The sequence below is a fragment of the Necropsobacter massiliensis genome (assembly GCF_000827595.2).
GTDB classification, from domain to species: Bacteria; Pseudomonadota; Gammaproteobacteria; order Enterobacterales; family Pasteurellaceae; genus Necropsobacter; species Necropsobacter massiliensis.
Genome location: NZ_LN776183.1, coordinates 300,807 through 318,875 on the forward strand (window position 1 = coordinate 300,807; position 18,069 = coordinate 318,875).

The 18,069-nt window shown below is 45.8% G+C and carries 20 protein-coding genes and 1 pseudogene; 5 read left to right on the top strand and 16 right to left on the bottom strand.

Annotated features, from left to right (window positions below; translation table 11 throughout):
- Window positions 1-31: 31 nt before the first annotated feature.
- Window positions 32-553, bottom strand: a complete 522-nt coding sequence (locus tag BN3349_RS05280; protein WP_040976309.1) for an iron transporter — start codon at window positions 551-553, stop codon at window positions 32-34.
- A 40-nt stretch (window positions 554-593) separates the two neighbouring features.
- A complete protein-coding gene (locus BN3349_RS05285) occupies window positions 594-2,510 on the bottom strand; it encodes an FTR1 family iron permease (protein ID WP_040976310.1) in 1,917 nt (638 codons plus the stop codon).
- Between the two features lie 341 nt (window positions 2,511-2,851).
- On the opposite strand from BN3349_RS05285, the gene BN3349_RS05290 reads away from it, so the two are divergent.
- Genes BN3349_RS05290 through BN3349_RS05300 form a run of 3 tightly spaced genes read left to right on the top strand, consistent with a single transcriptional unit; the run spans window position 2,852 to window position 4,845 of the window.
- On the top strand, window positions 2,852-3,778 hold the full coding sequence (locus BN3349_RS05290; protein WP_040976311.1) for a LysR family transcriptional regulator: 927 nt from the start codon (window positions 2,852-2,854) through the stop codon (window positions 3,776-3,778).
- Window positions 3,779-3,786: 8 nt separating this feature from the next.
- On the top strand, window positions 3,787-4,515 hold the full coding sequence (azlC, locus tag BN3349_RS05295) for an azaleucine resistance protein AzlC (RefSeq protein WP_040976312.1): 729 nt from the start codon (window positions 3,787-3,789) through the stop codon (window positions 4,513-4,515).
- Complete coding sequence (locus tag BN3349_RS05300) at window positions 4,516-4,845, top strand: branched-chain amino acid transporter permease (protein WP_040976313.1); 330 nt, start codon at window positions 4,516-4,518, stop codon at window positions 4,843-4,845.
- Between the two features lie 108 nt (window positions 4,846-4,953).
- On the opposite strand, the gene BN3349_RS05305 is transcribed toward BN3349_RS05300, so the two are convergent.
- The 4 genes from BN3349_RS05305 to prmB all read right to left on the bottom strand — a co-directional run bounded on the left by BN3349_RS05305 (window position 4,954) and on the right by prmB (window position 8,393).
- Complete coding sequence (locus tag BN3349_RS05305; protein WP_040976314.1) at window positions 4,954-6,078, bottom strand: M20/M25/M40 family metallo-hydrolase; 1,125 nt, start codon at window positions 6,076-6,078, stop codon at window positions 4,954-4,956.
- 16 nt (window positions 6,079-6,094) lie between these two features.
- Window positions 6,095-6,556, bottom strand: a complete 462-nt coding sequence (locus BN3349_RS05310; RefSeq protein ID WP_040976315.1) for a YjiG family protein — start codon at window positions 6,554-6,556, stop codon at window positions 6,095-6,097.
- Complete coding sequence (locus BN3349_RS05315; protein ID WP_040976316.1) at window positions 6,553-7,191, bottom strand: nucleoside recognition domain-containing protein; 639 nt, start codon at window positions 7,189-7,191, stop codon at window positions 6,553-6,555. The genes BN3349_RS05310 and BN3349_RS05315 overlap by 4 nt, the downstream gene beginning before the upstream one ends.
- 212 nt (window positions 7,192-7,403) lie before the next feature.
- Complete coding sequence (prmB, locus tag BN3349_RS05320; RefSeq protein ID WP_048736322.1) at window positions 7,404-8,393, bottom strand: 50S ribosomal protein L3 N(5)-glutamine methyltransferase; 990 nt, start codon at window positions 8,391-8,393, stop codon at window positions 7,404-7,406.
- Between the two features lie 96 nt (window positions 8,394-8,489).
- Here prmB and smrB point away from each other — a divergent pair, with 96 nt between their 5' ends.
- On the top strand, window positions 8,490-8,996 hold the full coding sequence (gene smrB / locus BN3349_RS05325; protein ID WP_040976504.1) for an endonuclease SmrB: 507 nt from the start codon (window positions 8,490-8,492) through the stop codon (window positions 8,994-8,996).
- On the opposite strand, the gene yccS is transcribed toward smrB, so the two are convergent.
- The 4 genes and pseudogenes from yccS to BN3349_RS05345 all read right to left on the bottom strand — a co-directional run bounded on the left by yccS (window position 8,982) and on the right by BN3349_RS05345 (window position 12,826).
- A complete protein-coding gene (gene yccS, locus BN3349_RS05330) occupies window positions 8,982-11,159 on the bottom strand; it encodes a YccS family putative transporter (RefSeq protein ID WP_040976317.1) in 2,178 nt (725 codons plus the stop codon). The genes smrB and yccS overlap by 15 nt on opposite strands.
- Window positions 11,160-11,173: 14 nt before the next feature.
- Window positions 11,174-11,620, bottom strand: coding sequence for a YccF domain-containing protein (locus tag BN3349_RS05335; protein ID WP_040976318.1), 447 nt, complete (start codon window positions 11,618-11,620; stop codon window positions 11,174-11,176).
- Window positions 11,621-11,640: 20 nt separating this feature from the next.
- Window positions 11,641-12,098 (bottom strand): annotated as a pseudogene (mgsA, locus tag BN3349_RS05340) (methylglyoxal synthase).
- Between the two features lie 71 nt (window positions 12,099-12,169).
- Window positions 12,170-12,826 (bottom strand): curli polymerization inhibitor CsgI-related protein, encoded by a 657-nt coding sequence (locus BN3349_RS05345; protein WP_040976319.1) that lies wholly within the window; start codon window positions 12,824-12,826, stop codon window positions 12,170-12,172.
- 176 nt (window positions 12,827-13,002) lie between these two features.
- Between BN3349_RS05345 and BN3349_RS05350 the strand changes: the two genes are divergently transcribed.
- Window positions 13,003-13,275, top strand: coding sequence for an acylphosphatase (locus BN3349_RS05350; RefSeq protein ID WP_040976320.1), 273 nt, complete (start codon window positions 13,003-13,005; stop codon window positions 13,273-13,275).
- Here BN3349_RS05350 and BN3349_RS05355 read toward each other — a convergent pair.
- The 6 genes from BN3349_RS05355 to BN3349_RS05380 all read right to left on the bottom strand — a co-directional run bounded on the left by BN3349_RS05355 (window position 13,272) and on the right by BN3349_RS05380 (window position 17,917).
- Entirely contained in the window at window positions 13,272-14,048 is a 777-nt protein-coding gene (locus tag BN3349_RS05355) for a metal ABC transporter permease (RefSeq protein ID WP_370738136.1), read from the bottom strand. The genes BN3349_RS05350 and BN3349_RS05355 overlap by 4 nt on opposite strands.
- 40 nt (window positions 14,049-14,088) lie before the next feature.
- On the bottom strand, window positions 14,089-14,946 hold the full coding sequence (locus BN3349_RS05360; RefSeq protein ID WP_040976322.1) for a metal ABC transporter permease: 858 nt from the start codon (window positions 14,944-14,946) through the stop codon (window positions 14,089-14,091).
- The gene (locus tag BN3349_RS05365) at window positions 14,940-15,869 is read right to left on the bottom strand and encodes a metal ABC transporter ATP-binding protein (RefSeq protein ID WP_040976323.1); all 930 of its coding nucleotides are present in this window, start codon (window positions 15,867-15,869) and stop codon (window positions 14,940-14,942) included. The genes BN3349_RS05360 and BN3349_RS05365 overlap by 7 nt, the downstream gene beginning before the upstream one ends.
- A complete protein-coding gene (locus BN3349_RS05370) occupies window positions 15,869-16,750 on the bottom strand; it encodes a metal ABC transporter substrate-binding protein (RefSeq protein ID WP_040976324.1) in 882 nt (293 codons plus the stop codon). The genes BN3349_RS05365 and BN3349_RS05370 overlap by 1 nt, the downstream gene beginning before the upstream one ends.
- 92 nt (window positions 16,751-16,842) lie before the next feature.
- Window positions 16,843-17,172 carry a TusE/DsrC/DsvC family sulfur relay protein gene (locus BN3349_RS05375; RefSeq protein ID WP_040976505.1) on the bottom strand — a complete coding sequence of 110 codons (330 nt, stop codon included), beginning with the start codon at window positions 17,170-17,172 and terminating at the stop codon, window positions 16,843-16,845.
- Window positions 17,173-17,254: 82 nt separating this feature from the next.
- The gene (locus BN3349_RS05380) at window positions 17,255-17,917 is read right to left on the bottom strand and encodes a Bax inhibitor-1/YccA family protein (RefSeq protein ID WP_040976325.1); all 663 of its coding nucleotides are present in this window, start codon (window positions 17,915-17,917) and stop codon (window positions 17,255-17,257) included.
- Window positions 17,918-18,069 lie beyond the last annotated feature (152 nt).

An 18,069-nucleotide genomic window follows, 5' to 3' on the forward strand; every position in this document is an offset into this window, starting at 1 on the left:
GTCCGCACCCGTCTTTAGGATAAATTTAGGATCAATTCAGACCAGTAAATTTAAATTCATAATTAACGTCGAACGGTTTCCACCAACGACCCACACCGGTTTCTTCGTCAGTATGACGGTGCATGCCCGCTTTCGGTGGCGGATCGATGTGATATGTCAGTTTGTAGTTACCGACCCCCATCATTTTGATATTGGCACCGTAGTGCGGACCGTCACCGGCAACCATCGGCATAAAGGTACCTTCCTGTTTTTCGCCGGTATCGGTGTTCACCAGCGTGTAGGCAATTGTCAGATACGGCATCCATTCGCCTTCGCCGAAGCCGTTTTTGTTGCCTTTGGTGGCATGAATATCGGCTTCAAGGTGAATATCGGAATCTTTCGCTGATAATCCCATGCCGCGCGGTTCCATATCTACCGGTTGTAAATATACCGCGGCGATTTCCATTTCGTTCATGGTGATCGTTTCGCCAATTGGGTATTCTTTAAACGCCAATGCGGACGGGGCGGTTAAAATGCTAGCCAGTAAGGTCGCTGCTAACAAAGTTTTTTTCATAGGTTATTTCTCCTGTAAGTATAGGGTGTGGTGAAACGAATTACGCCGATTTGTTGCTTTGATATTTCATATAGAACAGCGCAAATACGGCGGCAATCAGTAAAACTGCTTGTGGCACTAGGGTTTCCATATAAGGATAAATGCCCAGCCAAGAGATTTCAGGCACGCCTGCAACCAGCGTCGGTTGGAATAGCTTGCCCTCAATCAGTTCCAATACGGACTTGCCGGCAAACACAAACGCCATTAAATACATAAAAGTGCCGGTGAACATAAAAAACGGTTTTAACGGTAACTTCACTACAGTGTAGCGCATAATAAAATAGCAGATTGCCAGAAGCACCGCGCCGACCATAAAGCCGCCGAAAAGATACAAATAACTGACCGCACTTGAGGCATCACCTGCTAAGGCGTAATAAAACAGCACGGTTTCCGCTCCCTCGCGATAGACTGCCAGAAAACTGGTCAACCATAAACCGATCAATGAACCGGTGGTTAAGGCGGCGGACAGCTTGCCTTCCAGATAACGTTTCCAGTTTTGCGCTTCCACCTTGGACAACAGCCAATAACTCATCATAAACAGCATCACTACGGCAATCATCATGGTAAATCCTTCCAGCAGTTCGCGGCTAGCACCCGAGTTGGAAAAGACCAGCTGGAATATCGCCGCAGTAATTACGCTGGCGATTAATGCCACATAAACGGATTGTTTGATGACCGGCAGTTTGTCCTGATGATTGTTTTTTACCAGATAAGCCACAATAGCCGCCACGATAAGCAACGCCTCCAATCCTTCGCGCAGGATAATCAGCAAACTGTAGATAAACATCGACCAGTCGCTTTGCTCGCCACCCTGTAACATTTCTACCGCTTTGCTTAATCCTTGGGCTAATCCCTCGGCTTGTTGATGTAACTTGTCGCTGCTTTCATTGGCTTTCATTAAGCTGACCAAGCGGGTGAAATAGCCTTCCAGTTCCGCTTTGAAGTTACTGTCGCGCGAACCGATTTTGTTTTCCATGCCGCTGTTTTCAAATACATCAAAATAGGTGTCTTGTACCGCCAGCATGGCTTTTTTCGTTTCGCCTTGATCAAATAATGCGATGGCTTGCTGAATTTGCTGATTGACTTCGGCGGCTACATTTGCCCAATCCTGTTCCGGCACATTATCCACCGCAGCGTTTTCCTGCGTGCTTTGTGCGCTCACGGCTTGCGTTTCGCGGGTTGTCGGCAGGTTCGGCAATTGTTCTTCGATATCTTGCAGCAGCACGGTGGTTTGATAGCCGAAATCGTTGATTCGTTCCGGCTGCTCGCTGAGTTTGATTAAATCGTAAAATTGCTGATTGATAGCCGAAGAGACGGCGGCGGAACGATTCTGACGGATAGACATTTCCATTTCGGAATTTTTATAGCCGTCATATTGCGCCTGCTGTACTTGTTTTTTCGCCGTGGCGTAATCGCCTTGCTGATAAGCAGTGATGGCTTGTGCCAGAAGATCATCAATCGTTTTAAAACTTTGCTGCCAATGCTGGGCAATATCTGGATGATCATAGACTTCATGTTGGGCGGAGGCATTTAGTTGGTGCCCCTCGGCCAGTGACGGCAACACTTCCTGCAATTCGGCTTTCAGCCCGTCGATTTTCGCTTTTACCTCGGCAAAGGGTTTTTCTGCACCGATCATTTTGCGAATTTCGCCGAAAGTCGCTTCCATTTGATAGCTTTTTTGTGCTGAAAAGTTAATGCGGATAGGTCCTTCCAGATTTTCGAACACCTCAAAATACGCCATTTGCACTTCAGTACGGGCATCGTCGATATTATTTTGTTGATAGAGTTCTGCGGTTTTATCCAAACGATTTTCAATATCCGCAACCCATTGCTGATAATTATCAGTCGCATGGGCGGAGTAAATGAAGAAGAAACTGAACAGGCAGAGAATGTAGCGATAACACTGAGACACAGACATACGACTTCCAATCTAAATAAAAGTAATTCTTATCTTCATTGCGATTATCCTCTGATTATTTTATTTGGCAAGAAAAATATCGGCATTGTTAGTGATTTGTGATAGTCGCCACATTTTTTGTTATTAAATATTAATTAAGTTGTTAATTTTTAGTGATCGCGCATAACGGTATTATTTTAACCATAAAACCACGAAAAAAACGACCGCACTTTTTAGCGTGAAAAATCATTCTTAGCAACCAATAAAGTGTGTCAGTGCGTAACGGGGCTTTTTTACTTAAAGTGCGGTGATTTTTTCGCTATAATTCCGTTCATCTTTTGTTAATTCTCTGAATTATTTTAATGAAACCGATCTTTCTTGAATTACGTCACTTAAAAACCTTGTTAGCCCTTAAGGAAACCGGCAGCGTATCGTTGGCGGCGAAACGGGTTTATCTGACTCAATCAGCGCTTTCTCATCAAATTAAACTGCTTGAAGATCAATACGGTCTGCCGTTATTTGAGCGCAAAACTCAGCCGCTGCATTTTACCTCGGCAGGCGAACGGCTGATTAAATTAGCTAATGATATTTTGCCCAAAGTTGTGGAAGCCGAGCGTGATCTTGCGCGAGTAAAACAGGGCGAGGCAGGTGAGCTGCGTATTGCGGTAGAATGCCACACCTGTTTCGATTGGCTGATGCCAGCAATGGATAATTTTCGCCGTGATTGGCCGCTGGTGGAGCTGGATATTGTGTCCGGCTTTCATACCGATACGGTTGGTTTGTTGCTCACACACCGCGCCGACTGGGCAGTGGTGTCGGAAATTGAAGAAACGGCGGGCATTATTCATAAGCCGTTGTTTTCTTATGAAATGGTCGGGCTTTGCGCGAAAGATCATCCGTTGGCGGCAAAGACGGTGTGGCAGGCGGAAGATTTTATTGAGCAAACGCTGATTACCTATCCGGTTCCGGACGATATGTTGGATTTATTGCGTAAAGTGCTACAACCGAAAGGCATTAATCCGATACGCCGCACCAGTGAACTGACAATTGCGATTATTCAGCTGGTGGCAAGTAAACGTGGGGTCGCCGCGTTGCCGTTCTGGGCAGCTAAACCCTATTTGGATCGCGGTTATGTGGTGGCGCGGCAAATTACCGACGACGGCTTGTACAGTAATCTGTATGCCGCATTTCGGGAGGCGGATGCCGGTGTGGCATTTGTCGATGATTTTTATCAAACGGTGAAAACGCAAAGTTTTTCCACCTTGCCGGGGTTATCGGTTTTAGAGTAGTTGGTTGTATGTCAGAGGTAAAACATGCCGGTTCGATCCGGGCGGCGGCAAAAGCGGCGTTTCCTTATTCCGCGCCGATGATGATCGGTTTTCTGTTTTTGGGGATCGCTTACGGATTATACATGAAAGCGCTGGGCTTCGGCGTGTGGTATCCGCTGTTAATGGCGGCGTTAATTTATGCCGGTTCCGTGGAGTTTATTGTGGCGGGGGCGCTGGTGGTGCCGTTTGCACCGCTGCATATTTTTTTGATTACCTTAATGGTCAGCGGGCGACAAATTTTCTACGGCATTTCCATGTTGGAAAAATATGGTGCGCATCTTGGTAAAAAGCGTTGGTATTTAATCAGCGCCTTGGTAGATGAAAGTTTTTCGTTGAATTATATGGCGAAAATTCCACCGTCGCTGGACAAAGGGTGGTATATGTTTTTCGTCACCTTGTATCTGCAATGTTATTGGATTCTCGGCGCTGGTTTAGGCAATATATTCGGTGAAATTTTACCGCTTGATTTGAAAGGAGTAGAGTTTGCCATGACTGCGTTATTTCTGATTATTTTTGCCGAAAACTGGATGAAAGAAAAAAATCACGAAAGTTCGCTGCTTGGACTGGGGCTTGCACTGATTTGTTTGATTGTGGTTGGCAAAGAACATTTTTTAATTCCGACCTTAGTTGGGATTTGGGGCATTTTGACGCTGCGCCGCCCTAAATTGGCAACGAAACTGACAAAAGCGGAGGATTAAATGAGCTTAACCGAACAGATTATGACCATTGGTGTGGCGGTTTTGGCAGTGCAGTTATCCCGTTTGCTACCGTTTTGGGTTTTTCCGGCGAACCGTCCGATTCCGGAATATATTCGTTATTTAGGCAAAGTATTGCCCGCCGCAATGTTCGGTATGCTGGTGATATATTGTTATAAAAATATCGACCTTGCCTCGGATTATCACGGCGCACCGGATTTTATCGCTGGCATTGTGGTGCTGTTGCTGCATTTTTGGAAAAAGAACATGTTTCTTTCCATGCTAGTCGGCACCGGATTGTATATGTTTTTAGTCCAGCAAGTGTTTGTTTAACGGGCATTTGGTACTGCGCCCGGCCGTGTGGCGGCTCAAAAAACACTGCGAAAAAACACCGCACTTTTTGCCCGGCGCGTTGCAACGTCCGGGCATTATTTTAGGGTATTATGCGGCAAACAGTTTGTTGATAACGTTTAGTAACAGATTGCATTTCGGTACCACGGAAGCTATTTCCAGATATTCTGTTTTAGCATGCATATTGCCGCCGGTCGGTCCGAGCCCGTCAATAGTCGGGCAACCGGCCGAGGCTGCGATATTACCGTCGCTGAGCCCGCCGGCATCCACCCAGCGGATCGGCATGTGTAATTCGCTTCCCGCCTGAGCAAAAATCGCTTTTATATTCGGCAGATTCACCTCATCAATCATAGGCGATTCGTCGTTGATTAAGGTTTTTTTCGCACTGACGCCACGGACAAACGGGTTTTCCAGCACGCGGTTTAAATGCTGATGGAAATAATCGATTGAGCTTTGCTGTTTGTAGCGCATTTCGATGGTCAGTGCTGCAAAATCCGCAATGACGTTATGCGCGCTGCCGCCGTTTGTGATAACGCAATTAAATGTATGTCCGGCGTCAAAGTCATTGAGCTTGGCGAATTCGACAACAAAGTTTGCCGCCTCAACTAGTGCCGAGCGCCCTTTTTCCGGGCTGTTTCCGGCGTGTGCCGCCACACCGTGAAATTCGATGTCATAGGTCATCACGCCTTTTCTGGTTGCCACCATGGAACCATCTTCGCGCGCCGGTTCCATGACGAAACAATAGCGGGATTTACGCGCATATTGACGAATACTTTCTTTTGCATACAAGGAACCGATTTCTTCGTGGGAATTAAGATAAACGGCGATATTATATCGGCTTAAATCCAGTTCCTGTAAAATATAGAAGGTCAGTAATGCGCCGGATTTATCATCGATTGCGCCTAACGCGTTAATCCGTTCGCCCTGTCGTTTGAACGGCACGTCTTGTTGCGTGCCGACGGGGAAAACCGTATCCATATGGGCGATAAACAAAATATCGAATTGTGCCGCATCCGGATTATTGCTGATCAGCAAGCTGTCCGCTACTTTACCGGGATTTAGTGGGATTTTTCGATGTGCTAATCCCAGTTTGTCGGCTTTGCGGATGAACCAGTCGGCAACCCGATTTACGCCTTCAATGGAGGCTGTCGGGCTTTCGATGTCGGTTAATTCTTTTAATTCTGCGAGAAAGGTGTCCAGTTGTGCATTTTGCATAATATCTTCTCCCGATTTAAACTAAAAAGCGCATTAATAACATCGCCAGATAAGCGTTTATCAGGCAAATACCGAATAGTGCGGGATAATGTTTTCCCGCAACGCCTAAAACGCCCAGCACGCGCCCCATATATTGTACAGTGGATCCGACCAGCGCCATTCCCGGCAACAGAATGGCGATGTGCTGTGCATTTAAAGTGCCTTCCTGCACCAACGCGACCAGTACGCCGGCCGCACCGCCCCAGCTTAAAAAGGCGGCGAGAAATACTGCGATGGATTCGCCTGGCAGCCCTAGCGGCGCCATAATAAAGCCGATATATTCGCCGATAAATTTTAATAATCCCGAGGTGTTGAGAATATAAATGATCACAAATGCCATTAATACGTTCGGAATCGTGCTGTGAATGGCAATATTCCAGCCTTTTCTGGCGCCTTCGACGAAGATGTCGGTGACTAATTTGGTTTCGTTGCCGCTCATAGGGTTTCCTCGTTCTCTTTAACAAATTTTTTCACATATAAACGCATCAGGTTGGCACCGAAAATTTTGAAAACAAAAATAATACCTAAACACATTGCGATAGATACCGGTGCGATCTGTCCAAATTGATCGCTGACTTGCAATAATGGCGCGAAAGAAGCCAGAAAGTTGGTTAATAATGCACCGGCACTAAATTGAAAGGCGGAAAAAATCAACAATTCTTTATGGCTGATTTTTCTTTCGTCGTATAACAATTTGGTGGTTGAACTTCCAGCATCGGTACTTTGTGTACTGGCAATTAATGAAATGGAACAAATTCCCGGAATACCCATCAGCGGTTTTAAAATCGGGCTTAACCATTTTGAGGCGGCAATCAGCGCGCCATAATGTTCAAAAATTGCAACGAAGCCGAGCGCCAGCATCACACTGGGGATCAGCGTGACGGCAAATAAGAAACCACCTTTTGCACTGGAACCGCCCGCTGTTTTTAACCATTCCGGAAATTGCCCGCTCAGCTTGCCGAAATCGAAAATACCGCCCCACCAATCTTTGGCAAAACCGCCGAAAAAGATAATGGCGCATAGCAGGGAAATGGTGCCTGCGATCAACATTTTAGGATTGATATCTTGTTTCATTGTTTCTCCTTCTATCGGTAACGTCATAAATCTTGAACCTCAATATACGCTAAAATAAGGTAAGAAAATGTGATTTATTTCACGAAACGGAACGAATAAAAAATGAAAGAAATGAACAGATTAGAAAAAAACTGTGTGGATGAACGCCGACATATATCAGCATAACAAAGCTCTGCTCGCGGCAGAGCCGAATGGTGTTTTAAGTTTATAACTCAGCCTGATGTTGATAGATTACGATACTTGCAAACAGCCTGTTTAAATGCGGCTTGATGAGCCGACAGCATTTCTCGGCTTATCGCGAAAACGCCAAGTCCGCCGTTTTTCAGTTCAAGCCACTGAAAGGGAACTTGCGGGAATTGTTCAATCAGATGAATCATGCTGTTGCCGACTTCGCAGATGAGGATACCGTCATCGGTCAAATAATCCGCGGCGGAGGCTAAAATTTGTCTGGTGATATGCAGCCCATCACTGCCGGAGCCTAGCGCCATTTCAGGTTCGTAGTGAAATTCCTGCGGCATGTCGGCGATGTCTTGTGCATCCACATAAGGCGGATTGGTGACAATTAAATCGTATTTATCCGCGGCTAAATCGGCAAACAGATCCGATTGAATCGGATATACGCGGTGACTGAGCTGATGCTGTTCGATATTGATTTCCGCCACATTCAACGCGTCCACAGACAGATCCACCGCATCCACTTCCGCTTGTGGAAACTGATACGCACAGGCAATGGCAATACATCCGCTACCGGTACATAGATCAAGAATACGGCTCGGGGCTTGATTCAGTAATCCGTCAAAGCGTTCTTGTATCAGTGAGCCAATTGGCGAACGCGGGATAATAACGCGCTCGTCAACATAAAACTCCAGACCGCAGAACCACGCGCTATTGGTCAGATATGCTACGGGCACGCGTTTTTGCAGGCGAGCGATCACTAAATCGATCAGCTGTGTTTTTTCCGCGCGAGTAAGGCGGGCGTCATATAATGCCAGCGGCATATCAGGTGCTACCTGCAATGCTGCGAAGATCAGCTGTTGCGCTTCGTCCCATGCGTTGTCGTAACCATGACCGTAATAAATATCGGCACGGTTAAATGTGCTGTATGTCCAGCGTAAAAAGTCTTTGATGGTGTGCAGATCCTGTTGCGGTTGGTCTGTGTTGATCGTTTCGATAAGCTGTTGGTTAAATGTTGCCGTATTCAATGGATATTCCCACTTGTTGATGTGTTATTCAGGCGCTATTTATATCATATAACTGTGATATGATTAAGCCCGATTTAAACGAGAACAGAGATGACTATGCTGAAAGATGAAGATATCGCCTTATTTCGTGAGGCGGTAAAGGGGGCAAAGCCATTGGTACAGAATCGTGTCGTTGTACCTAAGGTGCGCAATTTGAAGCAAAAAACTGAAATTCGCACCATGCGTGAAACGCAGGACACCTTATTCTTTTTTTCCGATGAATACGAACCTTTGCTAAACGAAGAAAGTGCGGTGAAATATTTGCGAGAAGGTGAAGATACGTATTTGCTGAAGCAATTGCGCCGCGGTGATTTCTCGCCGCAGATATTTCTTGATTTGCACGGGCTGACGAAAGAACAAGCCAAAATCGAATTGGCCGGTCTGATTCAGGCTTGCGAGAAGGAACATATTTATTGTGCAAGCGTCATGACCGGCTATGGCACTTATACTCTGAAACGCCAGATTCCGCGCTGGTTGGTGCAGCATCCACGGGTGCGTGCGCTGCATCAGGCGCCGAAAATCTGGGGCGGCGATGCCGCAATTTTGATATTACTGGATGTCTGAGCGATGCGGTTTGGCATTGTGGCTGTGCGAATTGCGCTGAAATGCGGCATACAGCGGCGGCAGAATCCCACTGATCATGTTCAGTTGCTGAATCGGAATGCTTAATTCCGACTGGCTGACATTGTCGCTTTGATCGGCATTAAATTGGGTGAGAGCAGAGGTAATATTGTCGTGTAATTTATGGAATATTTCCGGTGTCATTTCTTCAATATGTTCCAGCGCATAAATTAATTTTTTAGCGATAGGATAAAATTCGGCCAGAAAACGAACATCCTGCTGCATGTGCTGCATGTTATTGCGGTAGGCGCCCAGTGCGGAAATATAGCTGAGCAGCGAATAGTTCAGTTTCAGCAGTTCAAATCCTTCCTGTAGGTAATCCCGATAGCGTTTCGGCTCATTATTCATATTGGATAAGGTCGCACTCAAGGCAGTGGCGTATTCGTGAGCTTTGCGCCGCGCAATACGGTATTTCAGATTATCGCTTTTGCCAAACTGTAATTGGCTGATGATATACAACAAATAGCGCGCGTCGCTTTTAATTGCTTGACGAATCACTTTATTGAGCTGGAGATATTTCCAGTCCGGCCATAAATAAGAAACACCGAGCCAAGCGATAAAGGCACCGATTAAGGTGTCCAGCAGACGGGAATACAGTGCGCTGTGAATGTCGAAACCAATCACATCAAAGCTAATCAGCACTTGCAAGGTAATAAAAAAGGTGGAGAAGCTGTAATTGTTGGTTCGGAAAAAGAAAAATAGGGCGCTGGTGGCGACGATTAGCCCGAGCTGCAATTCAATCGTCGGTTGGGTATAAGGCAGGAGAGAACCGACGATTACACCTAAAATAGTGCCGACGATTCGCTGTTTCAGGCGCAGTTTGGTGGCGGAATAATTCGGTTGACAGACAAACACCGCGGTAAGTAAAATCCAATATCCGCGATCGAGTCGAAAAAATTCCACAATCGCGCAGGAAATAAACACGACGATCGATAATCTGACGGCGTGGCGGAATAACTGTGAATCAAAACTGAGATGACTGCGGATAGCAAGCCAGATATTTTTTAATCCGGTAATCTGTTCCGTATGAATCTGTGCATTTTCCGACCGCACTTTATCGGCGCTTTGTTCCTGTTCCAGATGTTTTAACTGCCAATCAACGCCTTGTAGATTATTGATTAGATGCTTAATGGCGATTAGCTGACGCGGTTCGACGGTTTTAAATTGCGCGTAATGTTCTAACGATTGATGAATGCCGGAAATGGCTTTTTCCAGCCGCGGATCATAACGATAAGCTCGAGTTTGTTGTAATCCGGTGGCAATATCGCGACAAGCCTGTGCCTGTAATTCAAGCAGGCGCTGAATGCGGAATATCAGATCGGTGTTTTTTAATTGTTCGGCAAGAATTTGATAATCAAAATGACTTGAATTGACGCGTTCATGAATTTCCTGTGCGGCAAAATAATATTTAATCATTTTACTGGTACGGCTGTGCCGATATTGCCCCCGAATCCGGTAAAACAATGCCGTGCGGCAGGCATTAAACGCATTGATTAAATTACTGTTTTTCATTGCCAGCCGGATTTGTTTATTTTCCAGCTGTTCAATATCGTCCGGATCAAAAAACTGGGATTTGGTTTCTAGATATTCGGCTAGGGCGGTAAAAGAATGCGCCACATTTTCCTGTACCGGACGATTGGGAAAAAACAGATAAACTACGATAGTCACTGCGCTATAAAGCAAGGTGCCGCATAAAATAAGCAGCGGGTTGAGATACCACAGGGTGCCGGGAAAATAAGTCAGGGTGGTATAAAGCGCGATGACTAATGTGCCGAACGCGATGGTGCTGTAACGCTGACCGAGCGCGCCGAGCATGGTGACAATAAAGGTCAACATTGTCATCAATAGCGTGAATTCAACACTTTTGCCCAGCGTGAGCTGTACGCTGAGCGAAGAAATGGAAAACGCAATTACGGTGAAAAAAATATTTTTCAGCCGCCCGGTCAGCCGGTTGTCCAAATCCACCAAGCCGCCGGCAATAATCCCCAGTACCAAGGGCATGCTCTGTTGGGAAATATCAAACCACCAGACTGTTACCGCCGCGATATTCACGGCGATAAAAATAGGGATCGTTGCAATGACTTTTGCGTTCAGCCAGTTATTCATGTGTTTCCTTGCGATTATTGATTGCCAAGCCGTCGCTGCGCACTTTGTTGCCGAGCCAGTTCGGCAAGTGCTTTCGGCACCACGCGCTGACCAACGGGAAACAATGCGATCCCCGCCAATTTAAAGTTAGCCAAGCCGACGGGAATGCCGATAATGCTCAAACATTGGGTGACACCCGACATAATATGCAATAAACACAGCCACCAGCCGAATAATACGAACCAGACAATATTGAGTACGGAACCGAGCGTGTTGCCGGTCGCCGTTGTGGGTTCAAGGTATTTAACGTGAATAATATCGTTGCCGAACGGCACCAGCGACATTTTGGTGATTTCCCAGCAGCTGCGGGTATAAGGTAAGGTGATAATCAAGATGGCACTGGCGAAAGTCGCAAATAGCCAGCCTAATGTGGTTGCAAAGCCGCCGAGGATAAAATTCAGAATATTTAATATTAACGCCATACTTTCTCCTTAAAGTGCGGTTATTTTAACCGCACTTTTAGATAGTCCGCATAGTCGGGAATGCGAATATCGATAGTCTGGTTAAAATAAGGGGAACTTATGATAAAATCAGCGCTGGCCATATTCATTGCAATCGGGATATTCCAGACGGTTGCAATGCGCATCAGCGCTTTGACATCCGGGTCGTGCGGTACGGCATTCATCGGATCCCAGAAAAAATCAGCAAATCAATACGTTGTTCAGCGATTAAACCGCCGAGTTGTTGGTCGCCACCCATCGGTCCGCTAAGCAGATTGGTGATGGTCAGACCGGTTTCTTTGCTGATAAGAGCGCCGGTGGTGCCGGTGGCGTACAGTCGGTGCGGGTGTAATAAAGTGCGGTTGTTTTTGCACCAGTTTATTAGATCCTGTTTGCAGTGATCATGGGCAACCAGCGCAATGTGTTTGGCTGCTGCTAATTGACGGGTTGTACTTTGCATAGCGTCTCCATAATAAAAAAGTGAGCAACCAAGCCCACTTTAAGATCAGAACAGATAAGCATCAAAACAAATTATTTTTGTTTTTTCGCCCAATCAAGGAAGCGGGCTTGGGTGTCTTTATCCGCTTGCTGGAACCAGTATTGCAGTTGTTGTTCAGCGACGTTTTCACCTTGCACCACGACTTTGCCTTTTTGCGCTTTGGAAAAGCCCGGTACGGCGGCAGGAATTGCGCTGGTCGCCAATGAAGGCACGGAAGCTGTCGCGCCGGAGGCATTATATTCGGAAAGATTTTCGATTAAATTGGCGCCCGGCAGAAAGCCTTCCTGTTTTAACGCGTCCTGTTTGTTTGCGATTGCTTTGCCGGAAACGGTTTTAATGATAATTTCCGGTTTTTGGTTGAACATAGAGGCATCGCGTTCGGTTTCAATGTGGGGAGCGGAGATTACGATATCTTCCGTGCTGCCTTGAAAAGTGACTACAACCGGGTTGGATTCGAATAACGAACGATCGGAACCGGATTTCACCACCTCACTGACGCGAACGACAACCTGATGGGTCTGAGTATCATTAACATTAAAAGATTTGGTCGATTTTAATAATGACTTGCTTGCTTTTTGTCCGTCGATAGCCAGAAAATCAACGTTTGACGAGCTGCTCACAACACCGGCAAAACTTGCTGTGCTGGTTAATAAAGCTGCGGTAGCCAATGCAGCGAAACGAAATTTCATACTTGCTCCTCTATGATGGGAATAATGTCTTTTAATTCTAACGCACTCTATTCGATAAAGCGTTAGCCGTATGCTATTCTAATTTAAGAAAAATGGAAATAGGAAAATTCATTTTCAGCAAAAATTTTTACTTTTTACCTGATTTGAGCGGGTATCGGCAAGTGACGGAGGAAACTATGTTGAAGAAACAATTTACGGTTTATGGCGTGGTACAGGGTGTCGGTTTTCGTTTTTTTACTTGGCGCGAGGCGGTTAAAATCGGTGTGAGCGGCATGGTCAGAAATTTATCCGACGGCAGCGTTCAGGTTGTAGCGATCGGTTCGCAATCTCAGCTTGACGCGTTACGTCGCTTTCTGCAACAAGGGCCGAGAACTGCTGTAGTGGAACGGGTTGTCGAGCAGGATTATCACGGCGAACAGCAATTTGAGGGGTTTTCTGTACGCCGTTAGTGCTGTTTCAATTTGCTGTAAACTAATGAAAGCAGAAAGAAAATTGCCTGTAACAGGATAATGCAGGCACCGGTAGCACCGTCAATGTGATAGCTGATAATGGTACCCAGAATACTTGTTGTCACTGACACCGAGACGGCGATAAGCAGCATATTATCGAAGCGTTTGCTAAGGGTGTAAGCGGTAATTCCCGGGGAAATCAGCATGGCGACCACCAAAATTACGCCGACCACCTGCATCGCGCTGATAATCGTCAGAGCCAGTAATATCAATAAGCCGTAATGCAGCAGCCGCGGAGACAAGCCCGCCACCCGCGCATGGCTGGGATCAAAACAATACAGCAGAAAATCCCGTCGTTTCAGCAAAATGATCAGTAAAATCAGCGCGGCGGTAATAAAGGTTTGCCATAATTCGGCGGAACTGACACCGAGCAGATTGCCGAACAAGATGTGCATGAGATGTTGGTCCGTATCTACTTTGGTAAACAGCACCAACCCTAATGCAAACATACCGGAAAAGACTATGCCCATTACGGTGTCTTCTTTGATGCGGCTATTTTCTTTTAAATAACCGATACTCAACGCACAAGCCAGACCAGAACCGAACGCCCCGACGGCAAGCGGCAGACCGAGCCAGTAGGCCAGTACGATGCCGGGAAGTACCGCATGAGAAACCGCATCGCCCATCAACGCCCAGCCTTTCAGAATCAAATAGCAAGACAGTACGGCACAGATCACCGCCACAATAAGCGCGGTTAGTAGCGCATTTTGCATGAACGGGTAGCTGAACGGTTCAAGAAACCAGTTGAAGACGTTATTCACGGCGCACCTCCTGCACGACGGCACGTTTTTGTGCGAGCAAACCGTATTTCGGCGAAAACAGGAACGCTGTTAGAAAAAGTGCGGTCTGAAAACAGACAATTAATCCGCCAGTGGCGCCGTCCAAATAATAGCTGACATAAACGCCCAATGCACTGGTTACGATACCCAATGAGACCGCAATAATGACCAGTGTTTTAAAGCGATCGGTCAATAAATAGGCCGTCGCGCCGGGAGTGATTACCATGGCGATCACTAATATGGCGCCGACAGTTTGTAATGCGGCGACCACGCAGGCGCTGAGTAAAACAAAAAAGAGCAGTTTATAATAAAACGGCGATAATCCGACAGACGCAGCATGAGTTTCATCAAAGAAAACCAGCAACAGATCTTTCCAGAACATTAATAGCAAAATCAGGCAGATCGCGATGATGATAGCCACTTGAACAATATCTTCATCAGCAATACCAAGAATATTGCCTAAGATAATTTCCTGTACGTTAACCGAGGTCGGGTTTAACGAGATAATCAATAAACCGACGGCGAAAAACGTGGTAAAGATAAAGCCGATAATAGCGTCTTCGCGTAATGCCGAGATAGATTTGATCCACAGAATAGAAAGTGCGGCTAAAATTCCGGCAAAAAATGCACCCAGCGCATAGGGAAGGGCAAGCGAATAGGCAATGGCAACGCCGGGAACTACCGAGTGAGATAGCGCATCGCCAATCAGCGACCAGCCTTTCAGCATTAAATAGGCGGATAAAAAAGCACAGATGCCACCCACGGTTGCGCTTAATATCAGCGCTTTTAGCATGTAATCATAGGAAAACGGTTCAAGTAAAATCGCTAGCATGGAGGGTTTTCCTTCGGTCGCCGGTTTTTTTCGCGCGCTGTTACAACAGCATGTTCTTTGATAATCGGTGCGGGTGGATCATTTTTAGTTTGTCCGTAAAATACCGCCGGTAACTCGTCATCGGTCAATACCGTCACCGCGCGACTGTCTTCATCATCATGCAAATCGCGTCCCAGCAGCTTGACATTGCGCAGCACACCGCCGAAAACCAATTCAAGGTGCTGCTGGGTAAAGGTGGTTTCGGTGCTGCCTTTTGCCAACACAGTGCGGTTAATCATGACGACCTGATCACAATAATCCGGCACGGAGCCCAAATTATGGGTGGAAACCAGAATGAGATAGCCTTCGGTGCGTAATTGTGCCAGTAACTCCATGATTGCGTTTTCCGTTTGCACGTCGACGCCGGTAAAAGGCTCGTCCAGTAAAATGATTCGACTTTGCTGTGCCAACGCGCGGGCAAGAAAAACGCGTTTTTTCTGACCACCCGACAATTCACCGATTTGTCGTTCAGCCAAGTGTTCAATACCAACCCGCTGCATGGCGCGCTGAACTTCCTGTTTATCGACGGTTTTCGGTATTCGCAGGAAGTTCATATAGCCGTAGCGCCCCATCATAACCACATCATAAACGGAAACAGGAAACTGCCAGTCCACATCTTCGCTTTGCGGGACATAGGCCACCATATTCCGTTTTAGTGCTTTGGCGATAGGCAGCCCGCACAGTTGGATTGTGCCTTGCTGCGGTTTGATTAATCCCATCAGACTTTTAAACAGGGTGGATTTTCCACTGCCGTTTACCCCGACTAAGGCACAGGTCGTGCCGCCCTGCAATTCAAATGATACATCATAAATAGCAGTGTGACCGTTGTTGTAACGTACCGTTACGTTGTCAACGTAAATTGAGGCCGGGGTTTGAGACGACATTATTTTTCAAATCCTTTTACAATGGTGGTAACAGTGGTGTTCAGCAAATCAATGTAAGTTGGTACCGGTCCTTCAGCATTAGATAAGGAATCTACATAAAGCACGCCACCGTATTTCGCACCGCTTTCTTTTGCTACTTGCTGTGCCGGTTTCGGAGAAATTGTACTTTCACTGAATACTACCGGAATATGATGTTTTTTGACTAGATCGATCATATGGCGCACTTGTTGTGGCGTACCTTGCTGCTCCGCATTAATCGGCCATAAATAGACTTCCTGTAAACCGTAATCCTGTGCTAGATAACTGAATGCGCCTTCACTGGTTGCCAGCCAGCGCTGCTGTTGCGGAATTTGTGCCAGTTTTTTGCGCAACGGTTCATCTAACGCTTTGATTTTCTGTGCATAATTTTCCGCATTACGGCGATAAGTGTCCGCATTTTTCGGATCGTATTTAACTAACGCATTTTTAATGTTTTCAATATAGATAAGCGCGTTAGTCGGTGACATCCAAGCATGTGGATTCGGTGCGTCTTTATAAGGACCTTCAAAAATTGAAATCGGCGTAATCCCTTCGGTTACGACTACGGACGGCTTATCCTGCACGTTCTGGAAAAAGCGCTCAAACCAGCGTTCCAGATTCAAACCGTTCCATAAAACGAGATCGGCAGACTGAGTTTTTACAATGTCTTTCGGAGTTGGTTCATAATCATGAATTTCTGCGCCAGGTTTTGTAATAGACTCGACCGTCGCTGCATCACCGGCGACATTCTGCGCAATATCCTGAATAATGGTAAAAGTCGTAATCACTTTAAATTTGGCATAGCTGGGCAGGCTGGATAAGGTTAAAAGTGCGGCACTAATTAGTATTAATAAACGTGACATAATTTCTCCTTTAAAGATTAAGTTATTAAGTGCCAGCACATTATACAAGGTTATTTTATATTTGTAAATGATAATGATTATCAATTTTTAAATTATAAACATTTTGCAGGTTTGGGTAATCCGGCGAGTTTCGTCGCTTGTTTTGCTGGTCCGTCCGGAAAAAGACGCTGTAAATAACGGCTGTTTCCTTTTTCCTCACCCAGTTTTTGCGCCATGGCTTTTACCAACATGCGGATTGCTGGCGAGGTTTTATATTCCTGATAAAACGCCCGTACAAAATGGATTACTTCCCAATGAGCCTCGCTTAGCTCCAGCTTTTCCTGCCGGGCGATAGCTAAAGTGACATCGGGATTCCATTGGTTCAGATCAAGCAAGTAGCCGTCCGAATCCGTTTCAAGTTGTCGATTATTTACGATTAACATCATTTTTACACTATACCAAATGTCTTTATTATACAGAAACGCCCCTGTAAAGGGGCGCTGAATTTACCTATTGAACCGATAATTAATCATCGCTACCGAAAATACGCAATAAGTTTAACAAACTGACAAAAATATTGTACAGCGAGACGTACAAACTGACCGTCGCGCGAATATAATTGGTTTCGCCGCCGTGCACGATATTACTGGTTTCATATAAAATAGCCATACTTGAGAAGACGATGAATAATGCACTTAAGGCAACATAAAATCCCGGCACATTAAAAAAGAAACTGGCAATCATTCCGACGACTAGCACGATAAAAAGGGTAAACATCATGCCGGATAGGAACGACATATCTTTTTTAGTGGTTAACACATAAGCAGAACAGGCAAAAAATACCGCCGCAGTACCGGCTAACGCAAATACGATAAGCTCACCTAATCCTGCACCGACATAAGCGTTTAATATCGGGCCGAGAGAGTAGCCCAGAAATCCGGTCAGTGCAAATGTGGACAGAATCCCCCATCCGCTGTTTGCTAATGCGTTATTTAAGAACAGCAACCCGTAAAAACCGACCAATAGAATACCGTAATGTAATGGCGGCAGATTTAATGCCATTGCAGCAAATGCGACAACGGCGGAGAAAGTCAGCGTTAAAGCAAGCAGAAAATAAGTGTTACGTAATACTTTATTCGTTGCTAAAACCGATTGTTCTCTGGTGTCAACAATAATTCGTGATTGCATAAAATCTCCTGTTTAATAATAAAAGCGCTCTGCCATAAAGTAATGGCTAACCTATTAAAAGTCAATGTACTAGTGAGATCTTTTTTCAGCGCTATTGTTTGAAATCCGCCCGAAACGAATAAATTATCGTCTTTTAATGCGCTAACTATTAT